A 25,551-nucleotide genomic window follows, 5' to 3' on the forward strand; every position below is an offset into this window, starting at 1 on the left:
GAGTTACTCCCCTTTGCCGCCAGCGGCTTTGTCAGCTGCCTGAGCGGGGGCCGGGTTCTTGGCTACGTTGGTCGCTTCGGTCGGGTTGACCTGAGCACCTGGGCGAACATATTGCAGGCCTTCGGTGATCAGACGATCGCCGGCTTTCAGGCCATCTTCGATCAGCCACTGGCTGCCGACGGTGCGGCTGGCCTTGAGCTGACGCAGCTCGACCTTGTTGTCCGGGCCGACAACCAGTGCGGTCGGGGTGCCCTTGAGGTCACGGGTCACGCCTTGTTGCGGCGCCAGAATGGCGGCGGCGTTGACCCCGGCCTGCAACTGGGCGCGGACGAACATGCCGGGCAGCAGGGTGTGATCCGGGTTCGGGAACACGGCACGCAGGGTCACGGAACCGGTCGTTGGATCAACCGATACTTCGGAGAATTCCAGTTTGCCGTCGAGCTTGTACTGGCTGCCGTCTTCCAGGGTCAACTTGACCGCTGCCGAGTTGTCACCGGCTTTCTGCAGACGACCGCTTTCCAGCTCGCGGCGCAGTTCCAGCAGCTCAACCGAGGACTGGGTGACGTCGACATAGATCGGGTCCAGTTGCTGGATCGTCGCCATCGCGTCGGCCTGACCATTGCTGACCAGCGCGCCTTCGGTCACCGCAGAACGGCCGATACGACCGGAGATCGGCGCGTAGACCTTGGTGTATTTCACATTGATCTGCGCGCTTTGCAGCGACGCTTCCGATTCCATGCGGTTGGCCACGGCGGTGTCGTATTCCTGGCGGCTCACGGCCTGCTCGTCGACCAGTTGCTTGTAGCGGTCGGAGATCGACTTGGTCGAACGCAGATTGGCTTCGGCGCTTTTCAGGGTCGCTTCATAGACTGCCGGATCGATCTGGTACAGCTGCTGACCGGCTTTGACGTCGGCGCCTTCCTTGAACAGACGCTTGAGAATGATGCCGTTGACCTGTGGCCGGACTTCAGCGATGCGGTACGCACTGGTGCGCCCCGGCAGTTCCGACGTGAGGGTGAACGCTTGTGGTTGCAGGGTGACGACGCCGACCTGAGGAGGCGGAGCGGCCGGGGCCGCTTCTTCCTTTTTACATCCGCTGAGCAGCGATGCCAGGGCGACGGCAGTGACCAGAGCGGTAACAGCTGGCTTGAATTGCATGAAGATCCTCGGGTCAGGCGCGCAAAATGCGCACAAGAAGTGTGGAAGGGTAAAAAAATCGGGTCGAGTGGATAAGTAGCTTGCTAAGGAATATACTTACGTTCATGGTTGTTTGTAAATAGCTTGGCGTCGTACCCACCCTGTTACAAAATGCGTCGCAAGGTTTGAAATTGTAGGCCGGGGAGCCGATTCGTGAGAAATCGGCCCCCTCTTTATTCAGCGGATATTCAGCCATCCCTGAAACATCCTGTTTGAGGTTTTACTGCCATGGTCCGTCGTACCAAAGAGGAAGCTCAGGAAACGCGCAGCCAGATTCTCGAAGCGGCCGAGAAAGCGTTTTATGAAAGGGGCGTGGCCCGCACGACCCTGGCGGATATCGCGACAATGGCCGGCGTTACGCGCGGTGCCATTTATTGGCATTTCAGCAACAAGGCCGATCTGGTGCAGGCAATGCTCGACAGCCTGCATGAACCGCTGGATGAATTGGCCAAGGCCAGCGAGAGCGAAGATGAACTCGATCCGCTGGGGTGCATGCGCAAGCTGTTGATCCATCTGTTCCATCAGGTTGCCCTGGATCCGAAGACCCGTCGCATTAACGAGATTCTGTTTCACAAGTGCGAATTCACCGATGAAATGTGCGATCTGCGCCAGCAGCGCCGCACGGCCAGTCTCGATTGCAATCTGCGCATCGGACTGACCCTGCGTAATGCGGTCAATCGCGGCCAGTTGCCGGAAGATCTCGACACTGCCCGCGCGGCCATCAGCATTCATGCGGATATCGATGGCCTCCTGTATGGATGGCTATTGGCGCCGGACAGCTTCGAGCTGCATGCCGAGGCCGAGCGTTGGGTCGATACAGGGTTGGATATGCTGCGCCTGAGCCCCAGCCTGCGCAAATGAAACAAAATGCGTAATTGACACAGGTTATGTCAATTGGCCTGCTTTTACAGACGCCCGAACCGCGAGTTTAAACGTAGCGAGCTACGGATTTTGTAGGGATTTTGTGTCGTCCCTGTGAACGAATGTTAGCTGCCCCGTACCGGACGCCCAAGAAAAAGCCCCCGGCTCTCACGAGTCGGGGGCTTTTGCGTTTCGGCTGCTTTGTACTGAATAACGCTTACAGCGTCGGGTAGTCGATGTAACCGACCGGGCCCTTGCCGTAGAACAGCTCTGGGCGCGGATCGTTCAGCGGGGCATCGGCCTTCAGGCGTGCCGGCAGGTCCGGGTTGGCAATGAACGGTACGCCGAACGCTACGGCGTCAGCCTTGCCTTCAGCCAGCCACGCATTGGCGCTGTCTTTGGTGAAACGCTCGTTAGCGATGTACGCACCGCCGAAGGCTTCTTTGAGCTGTGGACCGAGGCTGTCGGCACCTTCTTTCTCGCGGGAGCAGATGAAGGCGATGCCACGTTTGCCCAGCTCGCGAGCGACATAAGTGAAGGTCTCGGCCAGATTGTCGTCGCCCATGTCATGGGAGTCGGCGCGGGGTGCCAGGTGCACGCCGACACGGCCGGCGCCCCAGACGTCGATCGCCGCGTCAGTCACTTCCAGCAGCAGACGCGCACGGTTCTCCAGGGAGCCGCCGTAGTTGTCGGTGCGCTGGTTGGTGCTGCTTTGCAGGAACTGGTCGAGCAGGTAGCCGTTGGCGCCGTGGATTTCCACGCCATCGAAACCGGCGGCTTTGGCGTTCTCGGCGCCGGTACGGTAGGCCTCGACAATCTCGGCGATTTCAGCGGTTTCCAGCGCGCGCGGGGTCGGGTAGTCGGCCAGTGGTCGCACCAGACTGACGTGACCTTTAGGCTGGATGGCGCTCGGCGCGACCGGAGCTTCACCATTGAGGTACGACGGGTGCGAGATGCGGCCGACGTGCCACAGTTGCAGGACGATCTTGCCGCCGGCAGCGTGCACGGCTTTGGTCACGTTGGTCCAGCCGCGGACCTGATCGTTGGACCAGATGCCCGGGGTGTCCGGGTAGCCAACGCCCATCGGGGTGACCGAGGTGGCTTCGGACAGGATCAGGCCAGCCGACGCGCGCTGTACGTAGTATTCAGCCATCAGCGCATTCGGCACGCGGCCTTCGTCGGCGCGGCAGCGGGTCAGCGGAGCCATGATGATGCGGTTGGACAGCTCGAGGTCGCCCAGTTTGATCGGATCGAAAATAGTTGCCATGTGTACAACCCTCGTCAGTGAAGTGGTTAATCAGTGGGTAGCAGGGGCCAGACCGGCGTCGCCGTTCTGACGGAAAGTGATCAGGGTCACCAGCAGCGCGAGCACGGCCAGCGCGGCGGCGGCCAGGGGCACGCTGGTCAGGCCGAAACCGTGGGCGATGACGCTGCCGCCGACCCAGGCGCCCAGCGCGTTGCCGATGTTGAAAGCGCCGATGTTCAGGGTCGACACCAGGTTCGGAGCCGCCTTGCCGAAGGTCACCACGTTGACTTGCAGCGCCGGAACGGCGGCGAACGAAGCGGTGGCCCAGAGGAACAGGGTGATTTCCGTCGGGATCAGCGCAACGCTGGTCCAGCTCAGCACGGTGGAAACCACCGCCATCGCCACGAACACACCGATCAGAGTGGCGCCGAGACGCTTGTCCGCCAGTTTGCCGCCAATGATGTTGCCCACCGTCAGACCGAGGCCGATCAGCAGCAGGGTCCAGGTCACGCCTTTGGGCGAGACACCGGTGACATCACCGAGCAGCGGCGCGACGTAGGTGAAGAGGGTGAACATCGACGCGGCGAACAGTGCGGTCATGCTCAGCGACAGCCAGATGCCGGCGCCCTTGAGGGCGGCGAGTTCGGCGCGCATGTCGAGTTTTTCTTCGTCACGCTTGGCCGGCAGGAAGCGGATCAGACCGATCAGCGCCACGACGCCAATTACGGTTACCGCCCAGAAGGTCGAACGCCAGCCGGCTTCCTGACCCAGCGCCGTGCCCAGTGGCACGCCAAGCACGTTGGCCAGGGTCAGGCCGGTGAACATCAGTGCCACGGCGGATGCGCGCTTGTTTGGCGCGACCAGCCCGGCAGCTACCACAGAACCGATACCGAAAAACGCACCGTGGCACAGCGCGGTGACGACGCGGGCAAACATCAGCACGTTGTAATCACTGGCGATGGCACACAGCAGGTTACCAACGATGAAAATTCCCATCAGCGCTATCAGTGCGGCCTTGCGCGGCAGTCTGGCGGTGGCCAGCGCCATGAACGGCGCACCGATGGCCACGCCCAGGGCGTAACCGGTCACCAGCCAGCCGGCGCCCGGGATCGACACACCGAGATCGGTCGCCACATCGGGCAGCAGGCCCATGATGACGAACTCAGTGGTGCCGATGGCGAAGGCACTCAAGGCCAGGATGAGTAGCGAGAGGGGCATTTGAATCAATTCCTTGTGGGAGCGCTGAGCTCTTTGACGATGGCGTCGAGGAACGCCTGGATCACGTCCTCGTTGCGTTTGAAAAAGTGCCACTGGCCGGCTTTCTGGCTGCTGATCAGACCTGCACGTTGCAGGGTCGCCAGGTGGGCGGAGACGGTCGACTGCGACAGGCCGCAGCGTTGATCGATCTGCCCGGCACAGATGCCGTACTCGTGGTTGTGAATCTGCTCAGGAAACTGGGCTTTGGGGTCTTTCAGCCAGATGAGGATGTCTCGCCGTACTGGGTGCGCCAGGGCTTTTATTATTTCGTCGAGGTCGAGGTTCATGGCTTTGTGCTCGTGATGTGTAGCGCTATATCGCGATGAGGCGAACTTTAAATCGGTATTTCGCGATATACCAATATGAATTTGATCTGACGACCGCATAAATCGGTATATCGGGTTATAACGATATGTGTGTTGTAACGATGAAAGCGCGCAGTGCTAAGCTGCGCCCATGAACTATCTCGCACATTTACACCTCGGAGGCCAGCTCCCCGAGCAATTACTCGGCAGTCTGTATGGCGATTTCGTCAAAGGACGCCTGCAAGGGCAATTTGCTCCGCAGATTGAAGCGGCGATTCAGCTGCATCGGCGGATTGATGTGTTCACCGATCGCCACCCTGTGGTGGACATCGCCCTCGGACGTTTCACCGCGACCCGGCGGCGCTACGCGGGGATTGTCCTCGATGTGTTTTTCGACCATTGCCTGGCGCGGGACTGGACGCTGTACGCCGATCAGCCGCTGGAGCACTTCACCCGCGACGTGTACCGGGTGCTGTCGAATGAACGGCAATTGCCCGAACGCCTGGCGAAGATCGCACCGCACATGGTTGCCAATGACTGGCTGGGTTCGTATCAGTCGTTTGAAGTGCTGGAGCAGGTGCTGCGCGGGATCTCCCGGCGCCTGACCCGGCCGGAGGAGCTGGCGATGGCGATGCAGGAGTTGCGGCGGTTGTATGAGCCGCTGAGTGAGGACTTCGCGTTGTTCTACCCGCAATTGCAAGACTTCGCACAATCCTCAACAACACCCTGAGTCCCTGTGGGAGCTGGCTTGCCAGCGATGGCATCGGCACATTCAACATTCGTGTCGGCTGGTCTACCGCTATCGCTGGCAAGCCAGCTCCCACAGGGGCCGAGGGTGATTTTAGCGGTTGTATTTCAGGCGGCGATGGCCGGGCGCATCGGTTTTTTTTGCTTTTCCGGAATCGCGCCAAACAACGCCTTCTGCACCGCCTGCTGCGCTTCGAACGCCAGTGCCGCACGCTCGCGGCCCTGACAGGCGATCGGCTTGAGCAGATGCACTTCAACATCGGCGCAATCATGGCTGAACAGACGCATCAGGTGCGACAGCAAATCATCGTCACCAATGAACGGCGCCAGCGCGTCGATTTCGCCATTGCGCAGATAACGGATCGCCACCGGTTGCAGCATCACCTCGGAATCGATGGCCGCCGACAGCAGGCGACCATGAAAGGTGCGCAGCGAACGGCCATCGGTGGTGGTGCCTTCCGGGAACATCAGCAGCGGATGCTGCGTCTGCAAATGGCGGGTCATCTGTTTGCGGATCAATTGGCTGTCACCCGAGCCGCGACGGATGAACAGGCTGCCGGCCTTGGCCGCCAGCCAGCCAGCCACCGGCCAGGTGCGCACTTCGGCCTTGGACAGAAACGACAGCGGCGTGAGCATGCCCAGCAGTGGAATGTCAGTCCATGACACATGATTGCTGACCCACAGCATTGGCTGCTGTGGCAACTCGCCGTGCACCGTTGCGCGAAAGGGCAGGGCATTGCTCAAACGTGCCATGAAGAAACGCGACCAGCGCTGCCGACGTTGCATCGAGTGCGCCAGGCCCAGACGTTCGAATACGCCGAACACGCTGGCCATGGTCAGGCCCAGCGTCACCACCAGCAGCACCCGCGCGATTCGCGCGTACACGCGCAGCCGGCTCATCACACGGCCGCCTTGAAGTGCCTGGCGTAACGCGGGCAGAGTTCGTCGCGTTTGAGCAGGATGAATACGTCGGCGACCTGGAAGTCTTCGTCCCAGCACGGCTCGCCGCAGATCTTCGCGCCCAGGCGCATGTAGGCCTTGAGCAGCGGTGGCATTTCGGCGATCACGTTCGACGGAATGTCTAGCGACGGCAACGGATTCTTCGGTTCGGCGCGCAGGTGTTCGGTGCACAGGTAGCGTTCGCGCAGACGCTGCATGATCGCGTGAGCCTGCACGCCGCCGTCCTGCATCGGAATGCTCGCGCAACCCATCAGGTAGCTGTAGCCACCCTGATTCAACACTTCGGCCAGTTCACCCCAGAGCACAGCGATGGTACCGCCGTTGCGGTAGGCCGGGTCGACACAGGTGCGGCCGATTTCGAGGATCGGTCCTTGCAGATGGGCCAGGCCATGCAGGCTGAATTCTTCTTCGCTGTAGAACTTGCCCAGGCTGCTGGCGGCGGTGTGATCGAGTAAACGAGTGGTGGCGACCAGACGCCCGGTGTTCAGGTCACGCACGCCGATGTGGCTGCAGTGAACATCATAGTCATCCATGTCCAGACCCAGTTCCGCGCCTTTCAGCTTGGCGTTGAATTCGCCGCTGAAGACGCTGAAGCGCAAGGCCTGGGCTTGCTGCAAGGCCTCGGCGCCGATCAGGCGTTCGGCTTGCAGGCGGCGTTCATTGCCGGTGTCGCTGATGCGGGCGATCTGAGTCATTTGAATCTCCGTACGGGCCTTGAACCCGTCGTGGGTTGCAGCCGATCGACTTTCTTTATGCAGCCATGTTGTGCAAAGTCAGGCTATGTAGCCCCGGTGTCATCGCCATGAACGTTTGGTGATGCTTGTATGACAGCCCTCAAGGAGCCTCTTATGCCCTGGCCCAGCCTGCTCGATAGCCCTGAACGCCTGCCCGCCGTGACTGATCTGGCGGAAGGTTTCGCCACTTTGTTGCAGCAAGTGGGCAACGTGACGCGGTTCGAACTGGCGGTGGCCGGAGGGCGGCGCATGGCGACGCCGGGGCTGGCGTTTCTGGTGGGGTATCAGGCGGCGTTGCGCATGCTTTGGCCGAGCGCGCCGCCGAGTCTTGGCGCGTTGTGTGCGACCGAACAGCGCAGCTTGCGCCCGGCGGACATGCAGACCCGTCTCAGTGATTTGCGCTTGAGCGGGCGCAAGGATTTCGTCACCGCTGGGGATGCCGCCGACTGGCTGCTCGTCGCCGCGCGCAGTGAAGAGCCCGGTGAAACGCCGCGCCTGAGCCTGGCGGTGGTCTATCCCGGCGAGCCCGGCGTGCGCGTGGAAAAACTCCCGGCGCTGCCGCTGATGCCGGACATCAGTCACGGTCGGCTGCACCTGGACGGCGCGTTGTGCGAGTTGCTCGCGGGGGATGGCTGGAATGCTTATGTGAAGCCGTTCCGCACCCTGGAAGATGTCTATGTGTTGAGCGCGATGACCGCGTGGCTGTATGGCGTCGGTCAGGACAGTGGCTGGTCGCAGCCGCTGCTGTTGCGTTTGCTGGCGCTGCTGGCCGGCTGTGCGGAAGCGAGTCGCCAGCCGCCGAACAATCCGGCCGGACATGTGTTGCTGGGTGGGTTGTTTGCGCAGTTTGATGCGCTGAAGAGCGAGATCGATCAGGCGTTGGCCGAGGGCAATCCGGAGTGGGCGCAGATGTGGCAGCGTGATCAGTCGGTGATGCAGTTGGCGGCGGGCGCGCGGGCCAAGCGCTTGGCCAAAGCCCTGCACATTCCCCTGTAGGAGCTGCCGCAGGCTGCGATCTTTTGATCTTTAAAAGCACAATCAAAAGATCGCAGCCTGCGGCAGCTCCTGCAGTGATCGGGAGATTGTCATTTTTCTGGGCCATGATCTTTGCACCCGTCCGTTGAGATTTTTCCATGATCAAAGGCCTGTCCCTGTTCCTGCTGCTGATCAGCTTCACGGTCCAGGCCGAGCAATGGCCGGATGAACAATGGCCGACGGGCGCAAAAATCAGCGGCGCAGCAGTCGAGGCATTAGACACCTACGCCTTCCCGCCCCGCGACGACGACACCCGCCAGGGCATCCGCACCGACGCCTTGCTGGTCATTCGCGACGGTCAGGTTATCTACGAACGCTATGCCGGTCCGACCCGTGCCGAAACGCCACACCTGACCTGGTCGATCAGCAAGAGTCTGATGGCCACGGTGCTTGGCGTGGCGTATGGCGAAGGCTTGTTCAAACTGGATGATCCCGTTTCAAAGTTTTATCCGGCGTTGGAAAAACACCCGGCGATCACCATGGCGGACCTGCTGCACTGGGCTTCCGGTCTGGACTGGCAGGAGGATTACGAATACGCCCCGCTGAAATCCTCGGTGGTGGCGATGCTCTACACCCGTGGGCAGCGCGACATGCCCGCGTTCACCGCCGATCACGACGCTTATGCGCCGCCGGGGCAGGCGTTCCGTTATTCCAGTGGTGACAGCAATCTGCTGGCGGCGGCGCTGAAGAACATGGTCGGCCCCGAGCGTTATCCCGACTACCCGTGGACGGCGTTGTTCGAGCCGTTGGGCATTCGCCATGCCGTGTGGGAAACCGATGCCGGCGGCACGTTTGTCGCGTCCTCTTATGCCTACCTCACCGCCCGTGATCTGGCGCGGGTTGGCCTGTTGATGCTGCGCGACGGACGTTGGCGCGACCGGCAATTACTGCCCAAGGACTGGATCGCCTTCAACCGTGAGCCATTTGCCGGCTACAAGGCGCATCAGGACGAAGCGGTGCCCGGCGGCCAGTGGTGGCTCAATCGCCCGGCGGATGGCGCCGCCGCGCCATGGCCCGCCGCGCCGCCCGACACCTTCGCCGCCCTCGGTCATTGGGGGCAGGCGCTGTATGTAATCCCCAGCGAGAAACTGCTGATCGTGCGTTACGCCGATGATCGCGACGGCAGCTATCGCCACAACGAATTGCTCAAGCGCGTGCTCAAGGCGGTGCAGCCATGAAGCTGTTGAAGCGGGTGTTGCTGCTGGCGCTGATCGTGCTGCTCGGCTGGATCTGGCTCGAACGCGACAATCTGTGGGCGTTCCCCGACATCATCAGTGCGTACACGGCCAAGGAATATTGTTCGTGTCGCTACGTGATGAACAACGAGGCTGAATATTGCCGGGGTTATGTGAAACAGTGGCTGCCGACCAGCGGTTTTACCGATGACAGCGCGAGCAAAACCGTCACCGTCAGTGGCATGGGCCGCAGCAACCGCGCGCAGTGGCTGGGTGAACGGCAAGGTTGCCGCCTCAATCCTCAATTCAATAGATAACCCTGTGGGAGCTGGCTTGCCAGCGATGACGGTGTGTCAGTCAACAGAGAGATAGCCTGTCCCGACGCTATCGCTGGCAAGCCAGCTCCCACAGCAGGTTTCCACCAATCGATAGATTTGCGCCGATCAGTTTGCAATAACGGCGTGGGCGGTTAAGGTTCGTGCAGGTTTATCGCCCCCACGAGTATTCAATGTTCAACCGCTCCCTCTATAAAGCCTTCGCCAGTCTGCTGCTGGCCGCCGCCGCGCTGCCGGCGCAGGCCAATTGGTATCTGGATGGCGAGTCGTCGCGGCTGTCGTTCGTCAGCACGAAAAACGCCCACATTTCCGAAGTACAGCGCTTTCTGGTGCTGCACGGCAAGGTCGATCCGGATGGTCGCGCCGAAGTCGAAGTCGAGCTGGATTCGGTCAACAGCGGCATCCCGCTGCGCGACGAGCGCATGCGCAAGGAGCTGTTCCAGATCGAGCAATTCCCCGAAGCGACCATCAGCACCCGGATCGACCTGCGCCCGATCAACGATCTGGCCCCTGGTGCGCAGCTGGAGTTGCGTCTGCCGCTGACCGTCAACCTGCACGGCAAGCAACATGAATACCCGGCGCAGTTGCTGGCCACCCGTCTCGATGACCGGCGTTTTCAAGTGGTGACCCTGGAACCGCTGGTGATCAACGCCGAGGATTTCGATCTGGTGCCGGGCCTGGAAACCCTGCGTAACCTCGCTGGCCTGTCGGCCATCAGTCCGTCGGTGCCGGTGGGTGCGGTGCTGATTTTCACGGCGCGCTGACATGCGCGGCGCGGTGTTCCCGTGGCGGGACGGCAACCGCTTCGAACTGTTGATTGACGGCCCGCAATTCTTCCCGCGCATGCTGGTGGAAATTGCCCGCGCCGAAGAACAGGTCGAACTCGAGTTGTATCTGGTGGAGGCGGGCGCCTGCGCCGAAGCCGTGGTGCAGGCGCTGGTGCAGGCCGCCGAGCGCGGGGTGCGGGTGCGCTGCCTGTTCGATGACTACGGCAGTCTCGCGTTTACCCTGCACCTGCGTCAGCGCCTGATCAAGGCCGGGGTCGAACTGCGTTTTTACAATCGACTGAGCTGGCGGCGTTGGGTGGGCAACTTTTATCGCGATCATCGCAAACTGTTGCTGGTCGATCAGCGTCTGGCGGTGGTTGGCGGCACGGGTGTCACCGATGAGTTCTGGACGCCGGGGCAGGACAGCAGCGAATGGCATGAAGTGATGGTGGAAATCAGCGGTCCGCTGGTGCTCGACTGGCAAGTGCTGTTCGACCGCCAATGGATCGCCAACCGCCATCGCCGGGCCTGGAAACCTTCGGCGCATGTCGGCCTGCCACGCTTGCCCAAGGTTCCGGACATGGGCGAGGGCATGGGCCGCGTGGCTTACGCCGATGCCCGCCAGCATCGCGACATTCTGCAGTCGCTGTTTCGCGCTTTGAACAGCGGGCAGAAACGCATCTGGATGGCCACGCCTTACTTCCTGCCGACCTGGAAAATCCGCCGCTCGCTGCGCAAGGCCGCTGCCCGGGGTGTCGACGTCCGATTACTGCTGACCGGGCCGCGCACCGATCACCCGTCGGTGCGTTACGCCGGGCATCGCTACTACCCGCGCCTGCTCAAGGCCGGAGTGCAGATCTTCGAGTATCAGCCGTGCTTCCTGCACCTGAAAATGGTCCTGGTGGACGAGTGGGTGAGCATTGGATCGTGCAACTTCGATCACTGGAATCTGCGCTTCAATCTGGAGGCGAATCTGGAGGCACTGGATCCGTCGTTGACGGCAGCGGTGGTGCAGAGTTTCGAGAAGGACTTCGGCCTGAGTCAGCAGGTCAGTCTGGAGGAGTGGCAGCGCCGGCCGCTGTGGCGGCGGGTGAAGCAGCGGATCTGGGGCTGGGTGGATCGGCTGGTGGTCAACATTCTCGATCGCCGCGGCTAGCAGTCACACCCGTAACACTGTGGGAGCTGGCAAGCCAGCTCCCACAGGTTTTTGCATAGGGTTTCAGGGATTACAGCAACTCAAAGCTCTGCTGCGTCACATCCTGCGAATCCAGGCCGATCTGCACGTTGAACTTGCCAGGCTCGGCCGCGTACTTGAGCTGGGCGTTGTAGAACTTCAGGTCATCCTCGGTGATGGTGAAGTGCACGACTTTCTGTTCGCCGGCCTTGAGCATGACTTTCTGGAAGTTCTTCAGTTCTTTCACCGGGCGAATCATCGAGCCGGTGACGTCCTGAATGTACAGCTGCACCACGGTTTCGCCGTCACGTTTGCCGGTGTTTTTCAGGGTGACACTGGCGTCGAGCTTGCCGGTGGCGTTCAGCGTGGTTGACGACAGCGCCATGTCGCTCAGGGCGAATTGGGTGTAGCTCAAGCCGTAACCGAACGGGAACAGCGGGCCCGTGGTGTCATCGAAGTACTGCGAGGTGTAGTTGCCCGGTTTGCCCGGCGTGAACGGCCGGCCAATGCTCAGGTGGTTGTAGTAGGTCGGGATCTGGCCCACGGAGCGCGGGAAGGTCACCGGCAGTTTGCCCGACGGGTTGTAGTCGCCAAACAGCACGTCGGCGATGGCGTTGCCGCCCTCGGTGCCGCTGAACCAGGTTTCCAGAATCGCATCAGCCGACTGGTTCTCTTCGAGAATGGTCAGCGGACGGCCGTTCATCAGCACCAGTACCAGCGGTTTGCCGGTGGCTTTCAGGGCACGGATCAACTCGCGCTGGTTTTCCGGGATGTTCAGGTCGGTGCGGCTGGAGGATTCGTGGGACATGCCACGGGATTCGCCAACGGCGGCGACGATCACGTCTGCGTCCTTGGCGGCCTTCACCGCTTCGTCGATCAGCACATTGGCCGGGCGCGGGTCATCGACCACTTCCGGGGCGTCGAAGTTGAGGAAGTTCAGGTAGTCGAGGACCTTCTTGTCGCTGGTGATGTTGGCGCCACGGGCGTAGATCAGGTTGGCCTTGTCGCCGATGACATTGCTCATGCCGTCGAACAGGGTCACCGATTGCGCCGGACGACCGGCGGCAGCCCAACTGCCCATCATGTCGATCGGCGCCTTGGCCAATGGACCGACCAGCATGACTTTCGCGTCTTTCTTCAGCGGCAGGGTGTCGTTCCGGTTCTTCAACAGCACCAGGCTGCGTCGCGCCACGTCACGCGCTTCGGCGCGGTGCAGACGGCTTTCGGCGTAGGTGTCGGCCGGATCATCCTCGGCCTTGCCGATACGCAGGTACGGGTCCTTGAACAGGCCCATGTCGTACTTGGCGGCGAGCACTTCGCGCACCGCGTTGTCGATGTCTTTCTGTTCGATCTCGCCGGACTTGAGCAGCCCCGGCAGCTCTCTGCCGTACAGGGTGTCGTTCATGCTCATGTCGATGCCGGCCTTGATCGCCAGCTTCGCCGCTTCACGACCGTCGGCGGCCACGCCGTGCTTGATCAGTTCGAAGATCGCGCCGTGGTCGCTGACGGCCAGGCCCTTGAAGCCCCAGTCCTTGCGCAGCAAGTCGTTCATCAGCCAAGTGTTGGCGGTGGCCGGGATGCCGTTGATCGAGTTCAGCGCGACCATCACGCCACCGGCGCCGGCGTCAATCGCGGCGCGGTACGGCGGCAGGTAGTCCTGGTACATCTTCACCGGGCTCATGTCCACGGTGTTGTAGTCACGACCGCCCTCGACCGCGCCATACAAGGCGAAGTGTTTGACGCTGGCCATGATGCTGTCGGCGGCGCTCGGGGTATCGCCCTGATAGGCCTTGACCATCACTTTGGCGATGCGCGAAGTCAGATAGGTGTCTTCACCGAAACCCTCGGAGCTGCGACCCCAGCGCGGATCACGGGAGATGTCGACCATCGGTGCGAAGGTGATGTCGAGGCTGTCGGCCGCCGCTTCCCTGGCGGCAATACGCCCGGACTGGCCGATGGCGGCCATGTCCCAGCTCGAGGCCAGGGCCAGCGGAATCGGGAAAATCGTACGATGACCGTGGATCACGTCGTACGCAAAAAACATCGGAATCTTCAGGCGGCTGCGCATTGCCGCGTCCTGCATCGGACGGTTTTCCGGGCGGGTGATCGAGTTGAACGTACCGCCGATATTGCCGGCGGCGATCTCTTTGCGGATCAGTTCGCGAGGCATTTCCGGGCCGATGCTGATCAGGCGCAACTGGCCGATCTTTTCATCGAGGGTCATTTGCTTCATCAGGTTGCTGATGAACGCGTCCTTGTTTTCCAGGGGTACCGGGGTCGTGGCGGCCAATACTTGATGACTGGCCAGGCTGACGAACAGGCCCAGCAAACACAGCTTCTTCATGAATATTTTTCTCGAGGGCCCAAACGGCAATGCAATGCCGGCCAGCCAAAAGTTAGGGAGCGACTATTGTTGTTCGGGTGCAGGCTCAAAATGACCGAGCCAAAAACGCCCGCCGACCGTCGGCAGCGTTTGCGCAGGGCCTCTTTTTAGCCCATCGGCCCGTTGCAATCCAGTGGCGCGGCCGATTATGCCCCAACCGCCGATGCAGAAGGTTTCACGGTCGGTTTTTTATGAAATACGCCAGGGAGCATCACTTTGATGAATGTCAGTCCAACCTACCGCTCGCGTCTGCAGGTCGCCACGTTGCTGGTGCTTGCCACCTTGTTGACCGCGTGCGGCATCAACAATATCCCGACCCTCGACGAACAGGCGAAAGCCGCCTGGGGCCAGGTCCAGAACCAGTATCAGCGCCGTGCCGACCTGATCCCCAATCTGGTGGAAACCGTCCGTGGCTACGCCAAGCATGAAGAAGCGACCCTGACGGCAGTGGTTGAAGCGCGGGCCAAGGCGACGTCGATCCAGGTCGATGCCAGCACCCTCGACAACCCGGAAAAACTCAAGCAGTTCCAGCAAGCCCAGGATCAGTTGAGCGGTGCCCTGAGTCGGCTGATGGTGGTGTCCGAGCGTTATCCGGACCTGAAAGCCAACCAGAACTTCCTCGCCTTGCAGTCGCAGCTCGAAGGTACGGAAAACCGGATTGCCGTGGCGCGGCGCGATTTCATTCTGGCGGTGCAGAAGTACAACACCGAGATCCGCACGTTTCCCGGGCGCCTCTGGCACAGCGTGATGTACAGCGATCTGCCAATTCGCGAAACCTTCGAAGCCACCACCCCCGGCGCGGAAAAGGCCCCGGAAGTGAAGTTCTGACCCGAGGTTATTCATGCGTGTGTTGAAGATAGGCCTGGTGCTGATGCTGTGGCTGTTCGCCGTCAGCGCCCGGGCCGAGTTGACGTTCCCGGCGCTGAGCGGGCGAGTGGTGGACGAGGCGCAGATGCTCGAGCCCGCGGTGCGCGCCCAGTTGAGCCAGCAGTTGCAGGCGCATGAACAGGCGACCGGCGAGCAACTGGTGGTGGTCACGGTGCCTGATCTGCAGGGCACCACCATCGAAGACTACGGCGTGCAACTGGGCCGGCACTGGGGCATCGGCCAGAAGGACAAGAACAACGGTGCGCTGCTGATCGTCGCCCGGGACGAGCGCAAACTGCGCATCGAAGTCGGTTACGGGCTGGAAGATCGACTGACCGATGCACAGAGTTCGGTGATCATTCATCAAGTGATCACTCCCGCGTTCAAGGCCGGCAATTTCAGCAAGGGCATCAGCGACGGCGTCGCGGCGATGCTGGTGGTGCTCGGCGGCAATCCGCTGGACGAGCCGTCGACGGTGTACGAGTCGAGCGGTGATCCGCAAAACGATTTCGTCTCGCGGCATCCGTTGTTGTTCGTTTTTCTGGTGGTGGTGTTCATCCTGACGGTGTTTGTCTGCCAGATGCTCGGTATCCTTCCCGCCGGTCGTGGCGGCTCCGGTGGCGGCGGTTTCGGTGGGGGTGGATTTGGCGGCGGCGGTGGAGGCGGGGGCTTCAGCGGCGGCGGGGGCAGTTTTGGCGGCGGCGGATCGTCCGGCGGCTGGTGAACACACAACAATAATGATCAGGCACTTTTCGACATGGCATTACTGACCGAACACGAACAACGCAAAGTCGCCGAGGCGATTGCCCGGGTCGAGCGCGACACCGACGCCGAACTGGTAACGGTGCTGGCGGCGCGCGCCGATGACTACGCATACATCCCGCTGCTGTGGGCCAGCCTGCTGGCGCTGCTGGTGCCGGGCATCGTTCATTACCTGACTGGCTGGCTGACCATGCGCAGCCTGTTGCTGGTGCAATGGGGGCTGTTTATCGTCCTGTGCCTGCTGTTTCGTCTGCCGAAAGTCACCACCCACCTGATCCCGCGCCGTGTGCGGCACTGGCGCGCGTCGAATCTGGCGCGGCGACAGTTTCTCGAACAAAACCTGCACCACACCGTCGGCAGCACGGGGATGCTGATCTTTGTCTGCGAGGCCGAACGTTACGTGGAGATTCTGGTGGACGAAGGGATTTCCCGGCGGCTGGACAACAAGAGCTGGGACGCGATTGTTGCCGCGTTCACCGAGCAGGTGCGGCAGGGGCGCACGCTCGAGGGGTTCATCACCTGCATCGAGGCCTGCGGCGAATTGCTCAAGGTGCATGTGCCGGTGACGCAGGTGAGGAATGAATTGCCCAATCGGTTGATTGTGTTGGCATAGATCAAAAGATCGCAGCCTGCGGCAGCTCCTACACTGTCTTCTGTAGGAGCTGCCGCAGGTTGCGATCTTTTGATTTTTGCCGTTGGGTAAATAAGAGCGTGTCCCCAACCGCCATCCCCCCTAAAATACCCGCCATTCCCGTTTCGCCCCGCCCGAGGCTGCTTGTTCATGTCCGTTAACGCCCCATCCGCGCCGTCTGCCAAACCGGCGCCCGATCATCACGCCCAGTTCATCGAGCTGCTGCAAACCAGCCTCGAACAGAACGGCTTCATCAAACTGGTGCTGGCCAAATACGTGGGCGAAGAGGCGGAGCTGCAGCGGATCATCATCAAAGCGGTGACGGTCAAGGCGCAGCCCAACCTGTCCTTCGTTTATCGCTACAAGACCCGCGACATCACCAAGAACCTGCCGCTGAGCGAAGGCGTGGCGGTGATTGCCGAGCTGTTGCCGGCGGCGTTCAAGAATGCGCATCTGCTGACCGTGACCGACGAAGCGCAGCTCGAATACAGCAAAAAGGGCAAGCCTTCGCTGTTCAAGAGCAAACCTCAGCAATTGCGGGAAGCGCCGTCCGCCGAGCACAACCGCGAGAAAAACCGTTTTCTGGACTTGAGCCGACCGTTCCTCAAGGACTTGGGTGTGACCAACGCGCAGCATGAGCTGATCCCGGCGATGTCGCGCAAGTGGAAGCAGATCAACAAGTTCATCGAAGTCTTCAGCCACGCCCTGACCTCGTCACCGCTGGCGCTGGACAAACCGGTGCGGGTCGCGGATTTCGGTTCGGGCAAGGGCTACCTGACGTTCGCGATTCACGATTACTTGCGCAACACGCTCAAGGCCGAGGGTGAAGTCACCGGCGTCGAGCTGCGCGAGGAGATGGTCAACCTGTGCAACGCCGCCGCAGCGAAACTGGAACACCCGGGCCTGGTGTTCAAGTGCGGTGACGTGCGCAGCGTGGCGCCGAGCGAACTGGACGTGATGATTGCCTTGCATGCGTGCGACATCGCCACCGACTACGCGATTCACACCGGCATCCGTTCCGGCGCGTCGATCATCATGTGCTCGCCGTGCTGCCACAAACAGATCCGCCTGCAGATCCAGAGCCCGGCACTGCTCAAGCCGATGCTGCAATACGGCCTGCACCTGGGCCAACAGGCGGAAATGGTCACCGACAGCCTGCGTGCGCTGTTCCTCGAAGCCTGTGGTTACGAGACCAAGGTGTTCGAGTTCATCTCACTGGAACATACCAACAAGAACAAGATGATTCTCGCGGTGAAGCGCGCCGAGCCGGTGGACCCGGCCCAACTGCTGGTGAAGATTCAGGAACTCAAGGACTTCTACAACATCAGCGAACACTGTCTGGAAACCCTGCTGCGCGCCGACGGCTTCCTCGCCTGACACCCGATACTGATCCGACACGAAACCCTGTAGGAGCTGCGGCACGCTGCGATCTTTTGATCTTAAAGGCAACATCAAAAGATCGCAGCGTGCCGCAGCTCCTACAGGGGCATGCGCTCGTCATTCGAGGGGCGGTGGTCATGCAGTGGCCGGTTGGGCAGGACGCACAGCGGTCTTGCGCCCGAGCATCACCGTCGCGATGACCCCGCAGGCAAACAGCCAGGTAATCGGTTCCACATGTTCCCCAAAGAACAACGCCGAAAACGCGATGGTGAAGAAAATCTGCAGCAACTGGATCTGACTGACCCGCGCAATCCCGCCCATCGCCAACCCGGCGTACCAGGCGAAGAAGCCGAGAAACTGCGAAAACAGCGCCACATAGCCGAACGCCCACCAGGTCTTGGCTGACACCGCGCCATGATGCTGCAGCGCCAGGTACAACACCGGGCCGATCAGTAGCGGCGTCGACAGCACCAGCGCCCAGCAGATCACCTGCCAGCCGCCCATTTCCTTGGCCAACCGGCCACCCTCGGCATAGCCCAGACCACCCACGGCAATCGCGCCGAGCATCAACAAGTCGCCGGCCTGAATGCTGCCGGCCCCGGTGTACAACGCGTAACCGAGCACCAGCGCACTGCCCAGTGCGGCGCAGGCCCAGAAGGCTTTCGAGGGGCGTTCATGGGACAGCCACGCCGCATACAGCGCCACACACAGTGGTTGCAAACCGTTGACCAGCGCACCGTGGGACGCCGGCAAGGTTTGCATGGCCCATGCCGACAGCACCGGGAAGCCGAGAATCACCCCGGCGATCACCAGGCTCAGGCCTTTGATCTGCTGCCAGGTCGGCCACTTCTCGCGTCGCCAGAGCAACAGCGCCGCCGCCGGAATCGCCGCGAACAGTGCCCGGCCCAAGCCATTGAGCAGCGGATGCAGTTCCTGCACCACGATCCGGGTGAAGGGCAGGGTCAGGCTGAAAATCACAACCCCGAGCAGGCCGAGGGCCATGCCGGTGTTTTCGCGTGAGGACATAGGAACACCGAAATCGAAGGTGGCAGAGAACGACCTTCATCAAGCCATAAACCGTGGACTTCTGGCTGTTACAGCTAGGCAAAGACTTATCCGTACAGTTCGAGATTGCCATCGCTGGCAAGCCAGCTCCCACAGTGATGGCGTTGAGCGCCAAATCGGTGATCGCCTCAGAACCTGTGGGAGCTGGCTTGCCAGCGATGAAGTCAACTCGGTAGTAGCCGGTTGTTACCCGCCCGAACGGATAAGGTCTACCTTGAAGACTCCTGCAAGCCCATTCCCAGAGGAGTCCTCCCCATGGCCGCGAAAAAAATCCTGATGCTGGTCGGCGATTACGTCGAAGACTACGAAGTGATGGTGCCGTTCCAGGCCCTGCAGATGGTCGGCCACACCGTGCACGCCGTGTGCCCGGACAAGGCCGCCGGCAAGACCGTGCGCACCGCGATCCATGACTTCGAAGGCGATCAGACCTACAGCGAGAAACCCGGGCACCTGTTCGCCCTCAACTTCGACTTCGCCAAGGTCGCCGAGGCCGATTACGACGCGCTGCTGATCCCCGGTGGCCGTGCGCCGGAATACCTGCGCCTGAACGATAAAGTCCTGGAACTGGTGCGCGCCTTCGACAAGGCCGGCAAGCCGATTGCCGCGGTCTGCCACGGCGCGCAATTGCTGGCAGCGGCTGGGGTTCTCGAAGGTCGCGAATGCAGCGCTTATCCGGCCTGCGCCCCGGAAGTGCGACTGGCTGGCGGCACGTTCATCGATATCCCGGTGACCGACGGCCACGTTCAAGGCAATCTGGCGACTGCGCCAGCATGGCCGGCGCATCCGAACTGGCTGGCCGGTTTCCTTGGCCTGCTCGGCACCCAAATCACCCTGTAACGAGGATTCGCCGATGTGCGAGCTCTACGTCAAGGCCGACCCGATTCTCTATGAATCCCGCTCGCGCTCACTGCGCATCTGCGGCGTGGTGACAACGCTGCGCCTGGAAAATCAGTTCTGGGACATCCTCAGCGAAATCGCCGAAGTCGATGGCATGACCACCAACCAGTTGATCGCCAAGCTGTATGAAGAGGTGATGGATTATCGCGGCGAGGTGGTGAACTTTGCTTCGTTTCTGCGGGTGAGTTGTACGCGCTATCTGAGTCAGCGGCGGGGGACGGAGCCGCAGTTGTCGGTGGTGCGAGCAGTGGTGAAACAGTCCTGACCGAGTTGACCCCATCGCTGGCAAGCCCGCTCCCACGGGTTTCTCTGGTGCTCACAAATGTTGTGATCGCTGACGAACTCTGTGGGAGCGGGCTTGCCCGCGATGGGGCCGGTACAGGCGACAGAAGTGTTGGGCTGGTCTTTACTCTGAAGCGCGAAACCCCTCAACCGCCAAGGAGAATCGAGCATGTCCGGATGGTACGAAGTGAGCAAAAGCAGCAACGGCCAGTTCAGGTTTGTGCTGAAGGCCGCTAACGCTGAAACCATTCTCACCAGCGAGCTCTACACCACCCGCAGCGCTGTTGAAAATGGCATTGCAGCGGTGCAGACCAACAGCCCGCTGGATGAACGCTACGAGAAAAAGACCACCAAGGATGGTCATCCTTACTTCAACCTCAAGGCTGCCAACCACCAGATCATCGGCAGCAGCGAGTCCTACTCCAACGACGCCGCGTGTGCCAAAGGCATCGCCAGCGTCAAGGCCAACGGGCCGAGCAAAGTGATCAAGGACAAGACCTTGCCGGTACTCTGAATTCCCTCTCAAATTTCACACAGCTCCTGTGGGAGCGGGCTTGCCCGCGATGAGGGCCTATCATTCAGCATTGATGTTGACTGATACACCGCTATCGCTGGCAAGCCAGCTCCCACAGGTAATTGTGTGTGAGATCAACGCAGGGTCTTGAGGATTGCTTTTAGCTGAGCTTGCCCAGCTTCGCTCAACGGAAACACCGGCAACCGCGGATCACCGACTTCCAGCCCCGTCTCGCGCAATCCAGCCTTGATCGTCGCCGGCAAACCGCCCTGGAGGATGAAATCCAGCAGCGGCAACTGGCGATAGAACAGCTTGCGTGCGTGTTCCAGATCACCGGCCAGCGCAGCCGCATACAGATCCAGGTTCAACTGCGGGATCAGGTTCGGCGCGGCGGTGCACCAGCCTTTGGCCCCGGCGGCAAACGCCTCCAGCGCCAATGGGTTGCAGCCGTTGTAGAACGGCACCTGGCCTTCACCGAGCAATTGCAGCTTGTGCATGCGCTGAATGTCGCCAGTGCTCTCCTTGACCATGGTCACGTTTTCCACGCCATTGACGATGCGCAGAATCAGCTCGACCGACATGTCGGTGCCGCTGGTGGCCGGGTTGTTGTAGAGCATGATCGGCACGCCGATGCTGTCGCCGATGGCGCGGTAATGGGCGAGGATTTCCGCTTCTGTGAGCTTCCAGTAGGAGGCGGGCAACACCATTACCACATCGGCGCCGTGGGCTTCGGCGAAGCGCGCGCGGCGCACGGCTTTGGCGGTGGTCAGGTCGGACACGCTGACGATGGTCGGCACCCGTTTGGCGACGTGCTGGATGCTGAACTCGGCGACTTGATCCCATTCGGCGTCGCTCAGATAGGCGCCTTCGCCGGTGCTGCCCAGCGGGGCGATGGCGTGGACGCCGCTGTCGATCAGGCGATCGATGGATTGGCCGAGGGCCGGCAGATCGAGGCCTTCGCCGTTGGCGCTGAACGGGGTGATGGTGTAACCGATGATGCCGTGAATGTTGGACATGCGGTGTCTCCTTGAAGAGCTGAAGTCAGTTCAGGCAATCGGCGTGTTGGCGCAGGTTCTGCCGAGCGTAGTAATTGAAAGCGGCGGCGTGGCGCTTGGGTTTCGACACCCAGTCGTGGGCTTCGCGCCCCAGCGCCGGAATGATCGGTTTGATCGTACCGGCGGCCATTGCCAGCAGTTGAAGTCTGGCGGCGCGCTCGATCAGCTGGGCGATGACACAGGCCTCTTCGATCGTGCTGCCGGTCGACAGCTGGCCGTGGTGCGATAGCAGAATGGCGCGCTTGTCGCCCAGCGCACCGGCGATCAGTTCGCCTTCTTCGTTACCCACCGGCACCCCCGGCCAGCCTTCGAGAAACGCGCAGTCGTCGTACAGCGGGCACAGGTCCATGTGGGAGATTTCCAACGGCACTTCGAGCATCGACAACGCGGCAATGTGCGTCGGGTGGGTGTGGATGATGCAGTTCACGTCCGGCCGGGCGCGGTAGACCCAGCTGTGGAAACGGTTGGCCGGGTTGGCCATGCCGTGACCTTCGAGCACCTCCAGGTCTTCGTTGACCAGCAGCAGATTGCTCGCGGTGATTTCATCGAAACCCAGGCCCAGTTGCTGAGTGTAATAGGTTCCCGGTTGCGGACCGCGAGCGGTGATTTGTCCGGCCAGACCGGAGTCGTGACCGCTCTCGAACAGGATCCGGCAGGTCAGCGCCAGCTTTTGCCGGTCAGTCCACGTATTATCCGCCAGGCTTTTTTGCATTTGGGTCAGCGCTTGCTTGACCAGTTGCTCTTTGGGTAGTGCTAATGTCTTGGCCATGTCTGTGTCCTTTGGGTGATTGCAAATGACACGAAAGAGCCTATATGACACAAAGTGTCATAAGCAAGCATGAATCGTCGCTTCCTTGATGGAATAACCGCTGCGCATGTCTATCCGTTTGAAATTATTGAGAAAAAAACTTGGGGTAACGCTTGAGGCACTGGCCGAAAAATCCGGCATGACCAAGAGTTATCTGTCGAAAGTCGAACGCGGGTTGAACACTCCGTCGATTGCGGCCGCGCTGAAATTGGCGAAGGCGCTGAACGTTAAGGTCGAGGAACTGTTCTCCGAAGACAACGTCAGCCTCGACAGCTACAGCCTGGTGCGCAGCCACGAACGCCAGTCACTGGCGGCCAACGATCAGAGCCCGGGGTATGCGGTGCTGGCGCATCAGGTCAGTGAACGCAACCTGCTGCCGTTCATCATCTACCCGCCGCGCGAATTCACCGACAAGACCTTCAAGGAGCACTTGGGCGAAGAATTTCTATTCGTCCACGAAGGGCAGGTGGAAGTGGATTTCATGAACGAACGGGTGCTGCTGGAACGCGGCGATGCGCTGCATTTCAACGCGCAGAAGCCGCACCGGATCAGATCGGTGGGCGAGGTGCAGGCGCAGTTGCTGGTGGTGGTGCACAGCAGCGAAGAATGAGGTGCCCCCAAAAGCTTCGCGAGCAAGCTCGCTCCCACAGTAGTTCGCGTTCCAATGTGGGAGCGAGCTTGCTCGCGAAGGCGTCAGTCCGGTTACATCAAACCTCGACCGGCACTGAAAGCTTCGGATTGCCCAACGCATGCGTCTTCGCATCAAAGAACCGCAACGCAACGCTGGTCCCTTCGAACACCTTCGCGTAATGGCGCTTCTGATGCTGAATGAACGCCGCACTGCGCGGATAGATCGAGATCGCCACGCTCGCCGGTTTCGCCAGGCGCAGCGCCCGCACGATGTGCGCATCCTGCTCGCCCAAGGCATGACCGAAGATGCACAGGTTATCCGCGTGCCCCAATAACTGTTCATAACAGAACGACAGATAATCCGAACTGCGGATGGTCTTGAGCTTGTCCGCGCTCGGCCCTTCGGTGACGAACAGCGGCACGTCGTCCAGCGTCTTGATCGTGTTGTTGATCGCAAAACTGCCGAGCAGGGTGCCCTCGGTCGAGGTCAGTTTGCGCGCGGTGCCGTCCTGATTGCGCACCAGGTGCAGACCGCCGTGCAGGTACAGCAGACGCGGTTTGGCGCTGGTGCTGTCGCTCAGATCAAAACTGGCGTCGGGGCCGTTGAACAGGTCGTCGATGACCTCGCTGCGGTGCTGGATCGCCCAGTAGTTGAGCAGATCGTAATTGGTGGTGAACACCGTGTGATAACGCGCCAGCTCTTGGTTGAGCGTGGCCAGGGTCGAGGCCTGCACCAGCCGCCACGGAATGTGTACGGCGTGCACGGTATTGATCAGTGCTTCCTTGATCGCGTAATAGCGATTGCGCGGTGCCGCCGAGCTGACGGCCAGCGCTTTGTTGACCCGACTGGTGGTTTTCAGTGCACCGAGCACCTGCTCGAAGCTGCGCGTCTGCATCGCATCGAACACGCTCAGCTCCGACGGGCTCAGCGGTTTCTCTTCCACCGTGCGCGCGTTTTCGAACAGCGAGTCGTAGCCAAAGTCGTCCCACACCGCGCGGCTGGCGCCGTTGCCCACCAGCAGACCGCTGAAGTCAGTGGTGGCACGCAGGGCGCTCCAGTCTTCGAGGGTGGCGTCGACATCCAGAAAATCGGTCATTGCGTGGGCAGTCTCAAAACAAAGGGCGGATGGACGGCGACTTTATCACGAGCGGGCGTTGAGCCAGATCAACATCGGCCGTGACCGATCAGTCGATCCTGTGCACATCCGCCGGATCGGAGCAGTCGATTCGGCCCCAGTCAGGAGACGCGCATGAGCAGCACCTTTTTCATTCCGGCCGTAAACATCATGGGCAATGGATGCCTCGACGAGGCCATGGTTGCGATCCGCAACTATGGGTTTCGCAAGGCGCTGATCGTCACCGACGCGGGGCTGGCCAAGGCTGGCGTGGCGACCATGGTCGCCGAGAAGCTGGCGATGCAGGACATCGACTCGGTGATCTTCGATGGCGCCAGACCGAACCCGAGCATCGCCAACGTAGAATCCGGGCTGGCGCTGCTCAAGGACAGCCGCTGCGATTTCGTGGTGTCGCTGGGCGGCGGCTCGCCCCATGACTGCACCAAGGGCATCGCCCTGTGTGCGACCAACGGCGGGCAGATCCGCGACTACGAAGGCGTTGATCAATCGAGCAAGCCGCAGTTGCCGCTGATCGCCATCAACACCACCGCCGGCACCGCCAGCGAGATGACCCGTTTCTGCATCATCACCGACGAATCGCGTCACGTGAAAATGGCCATTGTCGACCGCAACGTGACGCCGCTGCTGTCAGTCAATGACCCGGCGCTGATGGTCGCCATGCCGAAAAGCCTGACTGCCGCCACCGGCATGGACGCGCTGACCCACGCCATCGAAGCTTACGTTTCGACGGCGGCCAACCCGATCACCGATGCCTGCGCGCTGAAGGCCATGACCCTGATCAGCAACAACCTGCGCCTGGCCGTGCGGGACGGCAGCGACCTCGCGGCGCGGGAGAACATGGCTTACGCGCAGTTCCTCGCCGGCATGGCATTCAACAATGCGTCCCTCGGTTATGTGCACGCGATGGCGCATCAGTTGGGCGGTTTCTACGATCTGCCTCACGGCGTTTGTAACGCGGTGTTGTTGCCGCATGTGCAGACCTTCAACGCACTGGTCTGTGCCGAACGCCTGACCGACGTCGCCCACGCCATGGGCGCGGACATCCGTGGTTTCAGTGCGGAGGAGGGTGCAAAAGCCGCGATTGATGCGATCCGTTGCCTGGCCAGAGACGTCGAAATTCCTGGTGGTCTGCGTGATCTGGGCGCCAAGTGCACCGACATTCCGGTGCTCGCCACCAACGCGCTGAAAGATGCCTGCGGCTTCACCAACCCACGGGCGGCGGATCAGCGGCAGATCGAGGAGATTTTCCGCAACGCGTTTTGATAGGCGTCGTTCTGATATTTTTAGCCGAGCTCTCCGGTCCCTTCGCGAGCAGGCTCGCTCCCACATTTTTGAACGCCTTTGAGTT

At 61.2% G+C, this 25,551-nt stretch carries 27 protein-coding genes; 16 read left to right on the forward strand and 11 right to left on the reverse strand.

Annotation, left to right across the window (positions count from 1 at the left end; all coding sequences use genetic code 11):
- Positions 1-3: 3 nt before the first annotated feature.
- Positions 4-1,158 (reverse strand): efflux RND transporter periplasmic adaptor subunit EmhA, encoded by a 1,155-nt coding sequence (gene emhA, locus GTQ41_RS06815; RefSeq protein WP_041070493.1) that lies wholly within the window; start codon positions 1,156-1,158, stop codon positions 4-6.
- A 267-nt stretch (positions 1,159-1,425) separates the two neighbouring features.
- On the opposite strand from emhA, the gene emhR reads away from it, so the two are divergent.
- The gene (gene emhR / locus GTQ41_RS06820) at positions 1,426-2,058 is read left to right on the forward strand and encodes an efflux system transcriptional repressor EmhR (protein WP_217325470.1); all 633 of its coding nucleotides are present in this window, start codon (positions 1,426-1,428) and stop codon (positions 2,056-2,058) included.
- A 217-nt stretch (positions 2,059-2,275) separates the two neighbouring features.
- On the opposite strand, the gene GTQ41_RS06825 is transcribed toward emhR, so the two are convergent.
- From GTQ41_RS06825 to GTQ41_RS06835, 3 genes are read right to left on the reverse strand one after another with little or no spacing between them, the layout of a single operon-like run.
- Complete coding sequence (locus tag GTQ41_RS06825) at positions 2,276-3,325, reverse strand: alkene reductase (protein WP_047292174.1); 1,050 nt, start codon at positions 3,323-3,325, stop codon at positions 2,276-2,278.
- A gap of 30 nt (positions 3,326-3,355) precedes the next feature.
- Entirely contained in the window at positions 3,356-4,522 is a 1,167-nt protein-coding gene (locus GTQ41_RS06830) for an MFS transporter (protein WP_047292176.1), read from the reverse strand.
- A gap of 5 nt (positions 4,523-4,527) precedes the next feature.
- Complete coding sequence (locus GTQ41_RS06835) at positions 4,528-4,848, reverse strand: helix-turn-helix transcriptional regulator (protein WP_003222436.1); 321 nt, start codon at positions 4,846-4,848, stop codon at positions 4,528-4,530.
- Positions 4,849-5,017: 169 nt separating this feature from the next.
- On the opposite strand from GTQ41_RS06835, the gene GTQ41_RS06840 reads away from it, so the two are divergent.
- Entirely contained in the window at positions 5,018-5,596 is a 579-nt protein-coding gene (locus GTQ41_RS06840; RefSeq protein ID WP_047292178.1) for an ACP phosphodiesterase, read from the forward strand.
- Between the two features lie 125 nt (positions 5,597-5,721).
- On the opposite strand, the gene GTQ41_RS06845 is transcribed toward GTQ41_RS06840, so the two are convergent.
- Both GTQ41_RS06845 and olsB read right to left on the reverse strand, forming a co-directional pair.
- Positions 5,722-6,513 carry a 1-acyl-sn-glycerol-3-phosphate acyltransferase gene (locus tag GTQ41_RS06845; protein WP_047292180.1) on the reverse strand — a complete coding sequence of 264 codons (792 nt, stop codon included), beginning with the start codon at positions 6,511-6,513 and terminating at the stop codon, positions 5,722-5,724.
- Positions 6,513-7,268: an L-ornithine N(alpha)-acyltransferase gene (olsB, locus tag GTQ41_RS06850; RefSeq protein WP_047292182.1), complete on the reverse strand. Its 756-nt coding sequence runs from the start codon at positions 7,266-7,268 to the stop codon at positions 6,513-6,515. Before olsB ends, GTQ41_RS06845 begins: the two co-directional genes overlap by 1 nt.
- Before the next feature lie 153 nt (positions 7,269-7,421).
- Here olsB and GTQ41_RS06855 point away from each other — a divergent pair, with 153 nt between their 5' ends.
- The 5 genes from GTQ41_RS06855 to GTQ41_RS06875 all read left to right on the forward strand — a co-directional run bounded on the left by GTQ41_RS06855 (position 7,422) and on the right by GTQ41_RS06875 (position 11,775).
- Positions 7,422-8,303: an acyl-CoA dehydrogenase family protein gene (locus GTQ41_RS06855; protein WP_047292184.1), complete on the forward strand. Its 882-nt coding sequence runs from the start codon at positions 7,422-7,424 to the stop codon at positions 8,301-8,303.
- Positions 8,304-8,440: 137 nt separating this feature from the next.
- Positions 8,441-9,520, forward strand: coding sequence for a serine hydrolase (locus GTQ41_RS06860; protein ID WP_047292186.1), 1,080 nt, complete (start codon positions 8,441-8,443; stop codon positions 9,518-9,520).
- Positions 9,517-9,834: a hypothetical protein gene (locus GTQ41_RS06865; RefSeq protein WP_047292189.1), complete on the forward strand. Its 318-nt coding sequence runs from the start codon at positions 9,517-9,519 to the stop codon at positions 9,832-9,834. Before GTQ41_RS06860 ends, GTQ41_RS06865 begins: the two co-directional genes overlap by 4 nt.
- Before the next feature lie 191 nt (positions 9,835-10,025).
- A complete protein-coding gene (locus GTQ41_RS06870; RefSeq protein ID WP_047292191.1) occupies positions 10,026-10,616 on the forward strand; it encodes a YceI family protein in 591 nt (196 codons plus the stop codon).
- Position 10,617: 1 nt separating this feature from the next.
- Complete coding sequence (locus tag GTQ41_RS06875; RefSeq protein ID WP_041070472.1) at positions 10,618-11,775, forward strand: phosphatidylserine/phosphatidylglycerophosphate/cardiolipin synthase family protein; 1,158 nt, start codon at positions 10,618-10,620, stop codon at positions 11,773-11,775.
- Between the two features lie 70 nt (positions 11,776-11,845).
- On the opposite strand, the gene bglX is transcribed toward GTQ41_RS06875, so the two are convergent.
- Complete coding sequence (gene bglX, locus GTQ41_RS06880; protein WP_047292194.1) at positions 11,846-14,137, reverse strand: beta-glucosidase BglX; 2,292 nt, start codon at positions 14,135-14,137, stop codon at positions 11,846-11,848.
- Between the two features lie 258 nt (positions 14,138-14,395).
- Here bglX and GTQ41_RS06885 point away from each other — a divergent pair, with 258 nt between their 5' ends.
- The 4 genes from GTQ41_RS06885 to GTQ41_RS06900 all read left to right on the forward strand — a co-directional run bounded on the left by GTQ41_RS06885 (position 14,396) and on the right by GTQ41_RS06900 (position 17,813).
- On the forward strand, positions 14,396-15,004 hold the full coding sequence (locus tag GTQ41_RS06885) for a LemA family protein (RefSeq protein ID WP_007963199.1): 609 nt from the start codon (positions 14,396-14,398) through the stop codon (positions 15,002-15,004).
- A gap of 13 nt (positions 15,005-15,017) precedes the next feature.
- Entirely contained in the window at positions 15,018-15,767 is a 750-nt protein-coding gene (locus GTQ41_RS28775; protein ID WP_217325471.1) for a YgcG family protein, read from the forward strand.
- A gap of 33 nt (positions 15,768-15,800) precedes the next feature.
- Positions 15,801-16,418, forward strand: a complete 618-nt coding sequence (locus GTQ41_RS06895) for a TPM domain-containing protein (RefSeq protein ID WP_047292199.1) — start codon at positions 15,801-15,803, stop codon at positions 16,416-16,418.
- Positions 16,419-16,586: 168 nt separating this feature from the next.
- Positions 16,587-17,813 carry an SAM-dependent methyltransferase gene (locus GTQ41_RS06900; protein ID WP_047292201.1) on the forward strand — a complete coding sequence of 409 codons (1,227 nt, stop codon included), beginning with the start codon at positions 16,587-16,589 and terminating at the stop codon, positions 17,811-17,813.
- A gap of 138 nt (positions 17,814-17,951) precedes the next feature.
- On the opposite strand, the gene GTQ41_RS06905 is transcribed toward GTQ41_RS06900, so the two are convergent.
- Positions 17,952-18,842, reverse strand: coding sequence for a DMT family transporter (locus GTQ41_RS06905; RefSeq protein WP_047292203.1), 891 nt, complete (start codon positions 18,840-18,842; stop codon positions 17,952-17,954).
- Between the two features lie 294 nt (positions 18,843-19,136).
- On the opposite strand from GTQ41_RS06905, the gene GTQ41_RS06910 reads away from it, so the two are divergent.
- The 3 genes from GTQ41_RS06910 to GTQ41_RS06920 all read left to right on the forward strand — a co-directional run bounded on the left by GTQ41_RS06910 (position 19,137) and on the right by GTQ41_RS06920 (position 20,574).
- Positions 19,137-19,718 (forward strand): DJ-1/PfpI family protein, encoded by a 582-nt coding sequence (locus tag GTQ41_RS06910; protein ID WP_047292206.1) that lies wholly within the window; start codon positions 19,137-19,139, stop codon positions 19,716-19,718.
- A gap of 13 nt (positions 19,719-19,731) precedes the next feature.
- Entirely contained in the window at positions 19,732-20,043 is a 312-nt protein-coding gene (locus GTQ41_RS06915; RefSeq protein ID WP_047292209.1) for a ribbon-helix-helix domain-containing protein, read from the forward strand.
- A 186-nt stretch (positions 20,044-20,229) separates the two neighbouring features.
- Positions 20,230-20,574 carry a YegP family protein gene (locus tag GTQ41_RS06920; RefSeq protein ID WP_217325472.1) on the forward strand — a complete coding sequence of 115 codons (345 nt, stop codon included), beginning with the start codon at positions 20,230-20,232 and terminating at the stop codon, positions 20,572-20,574.
- Positions 20,575-20,708: 134 nt separating this feature from the next.
- On the opposite strand, the gene GTQ41_RS06925 is transcribed toward GTQ41_RS06920, so the two are convergent.
- Positions 20,709-21,590: a dihydrodipicolinate synthase family protein gene (locus GTQ41_RS06925; protein ID WP_047292213.1), complete on the reverse strand. Its 882-nt coding sequence runs from the start codon at positions 21,588-21,590 to the stop codon at positions 20,709-20,711.
- A 25-nt stretch (positions 21,591-21,615) separates the two neighbouring features.
- A complete protein-coding gene (locus GTQ41_RS06930; protein ID WP_047292216.1) occupies positions 21,616-22,398 on the reverse strand; it encodes an aldolase in 783 nt (260 codons plus the stop codon).
- A 106-nt stretch (positions 22,399-22,504) separates the two neighbouring features.
- On the opposite strand from GTQ41_RS06930, the gene GTQ41_RS06935 reads away from it, so the two are divergent.
- Entirely contained in the window at positions 22,505-23,047 is a 543-nt protein-coding gene (locus GTQ41_RS06935) for a helix-turn-helix domain-containing protein (RefSeq protein WP_027614428.1), read from the forward strand.
- 97 nt (positions 23,048-23,144) lie between these two features.
- Here GTQ41_RS06935 and GTQ41_RS06940 read toward each other — a convergent pair whose 3' ends face one another.
- Positions 23,145-24,164 carry a DUF4917 family protein gene (locus tag GTQ41_RS06940; RefSeq protein ID WP_047292218.1) on the reverse strand — a complete coding sequence of 340 codons (1,020 nt, stop codon included), beginning with the start codon at positions 24,162-24,164 and terminating at the stop codon, positions 23,145-23,147.
- A 153-nt stretch (positions 24,165-24,317) separates the two neighbouring features.
- On the opposite strand from GTQ41_RS06940, the gene yiaY reads away from it, so the two are divergent.
- Positions 24,318-25,466, forward strand: a complete 1,149-nt coding sequence (yiaY, locus tag GTQ41_RS06945) for an L-threonine dehydrogenase (protein WP_217325473.1) — start codon at positions 24,318-24,320, stop codon at positions 25,464-25,466.
- Positions 25,467-25,551: the final 85 nt, after the last annotated feature.

It is taken from the genome of Pseudomonas sp. AN-B15 (assembly GCF_019056475.1).
GTDB lineage: Bacteria > Pseudomonadota > Gammaproteobacteria > Pseudomonadales > Pseudomonadaceae > Aquipseudomonas > Aquipseudomonas parakoreensis.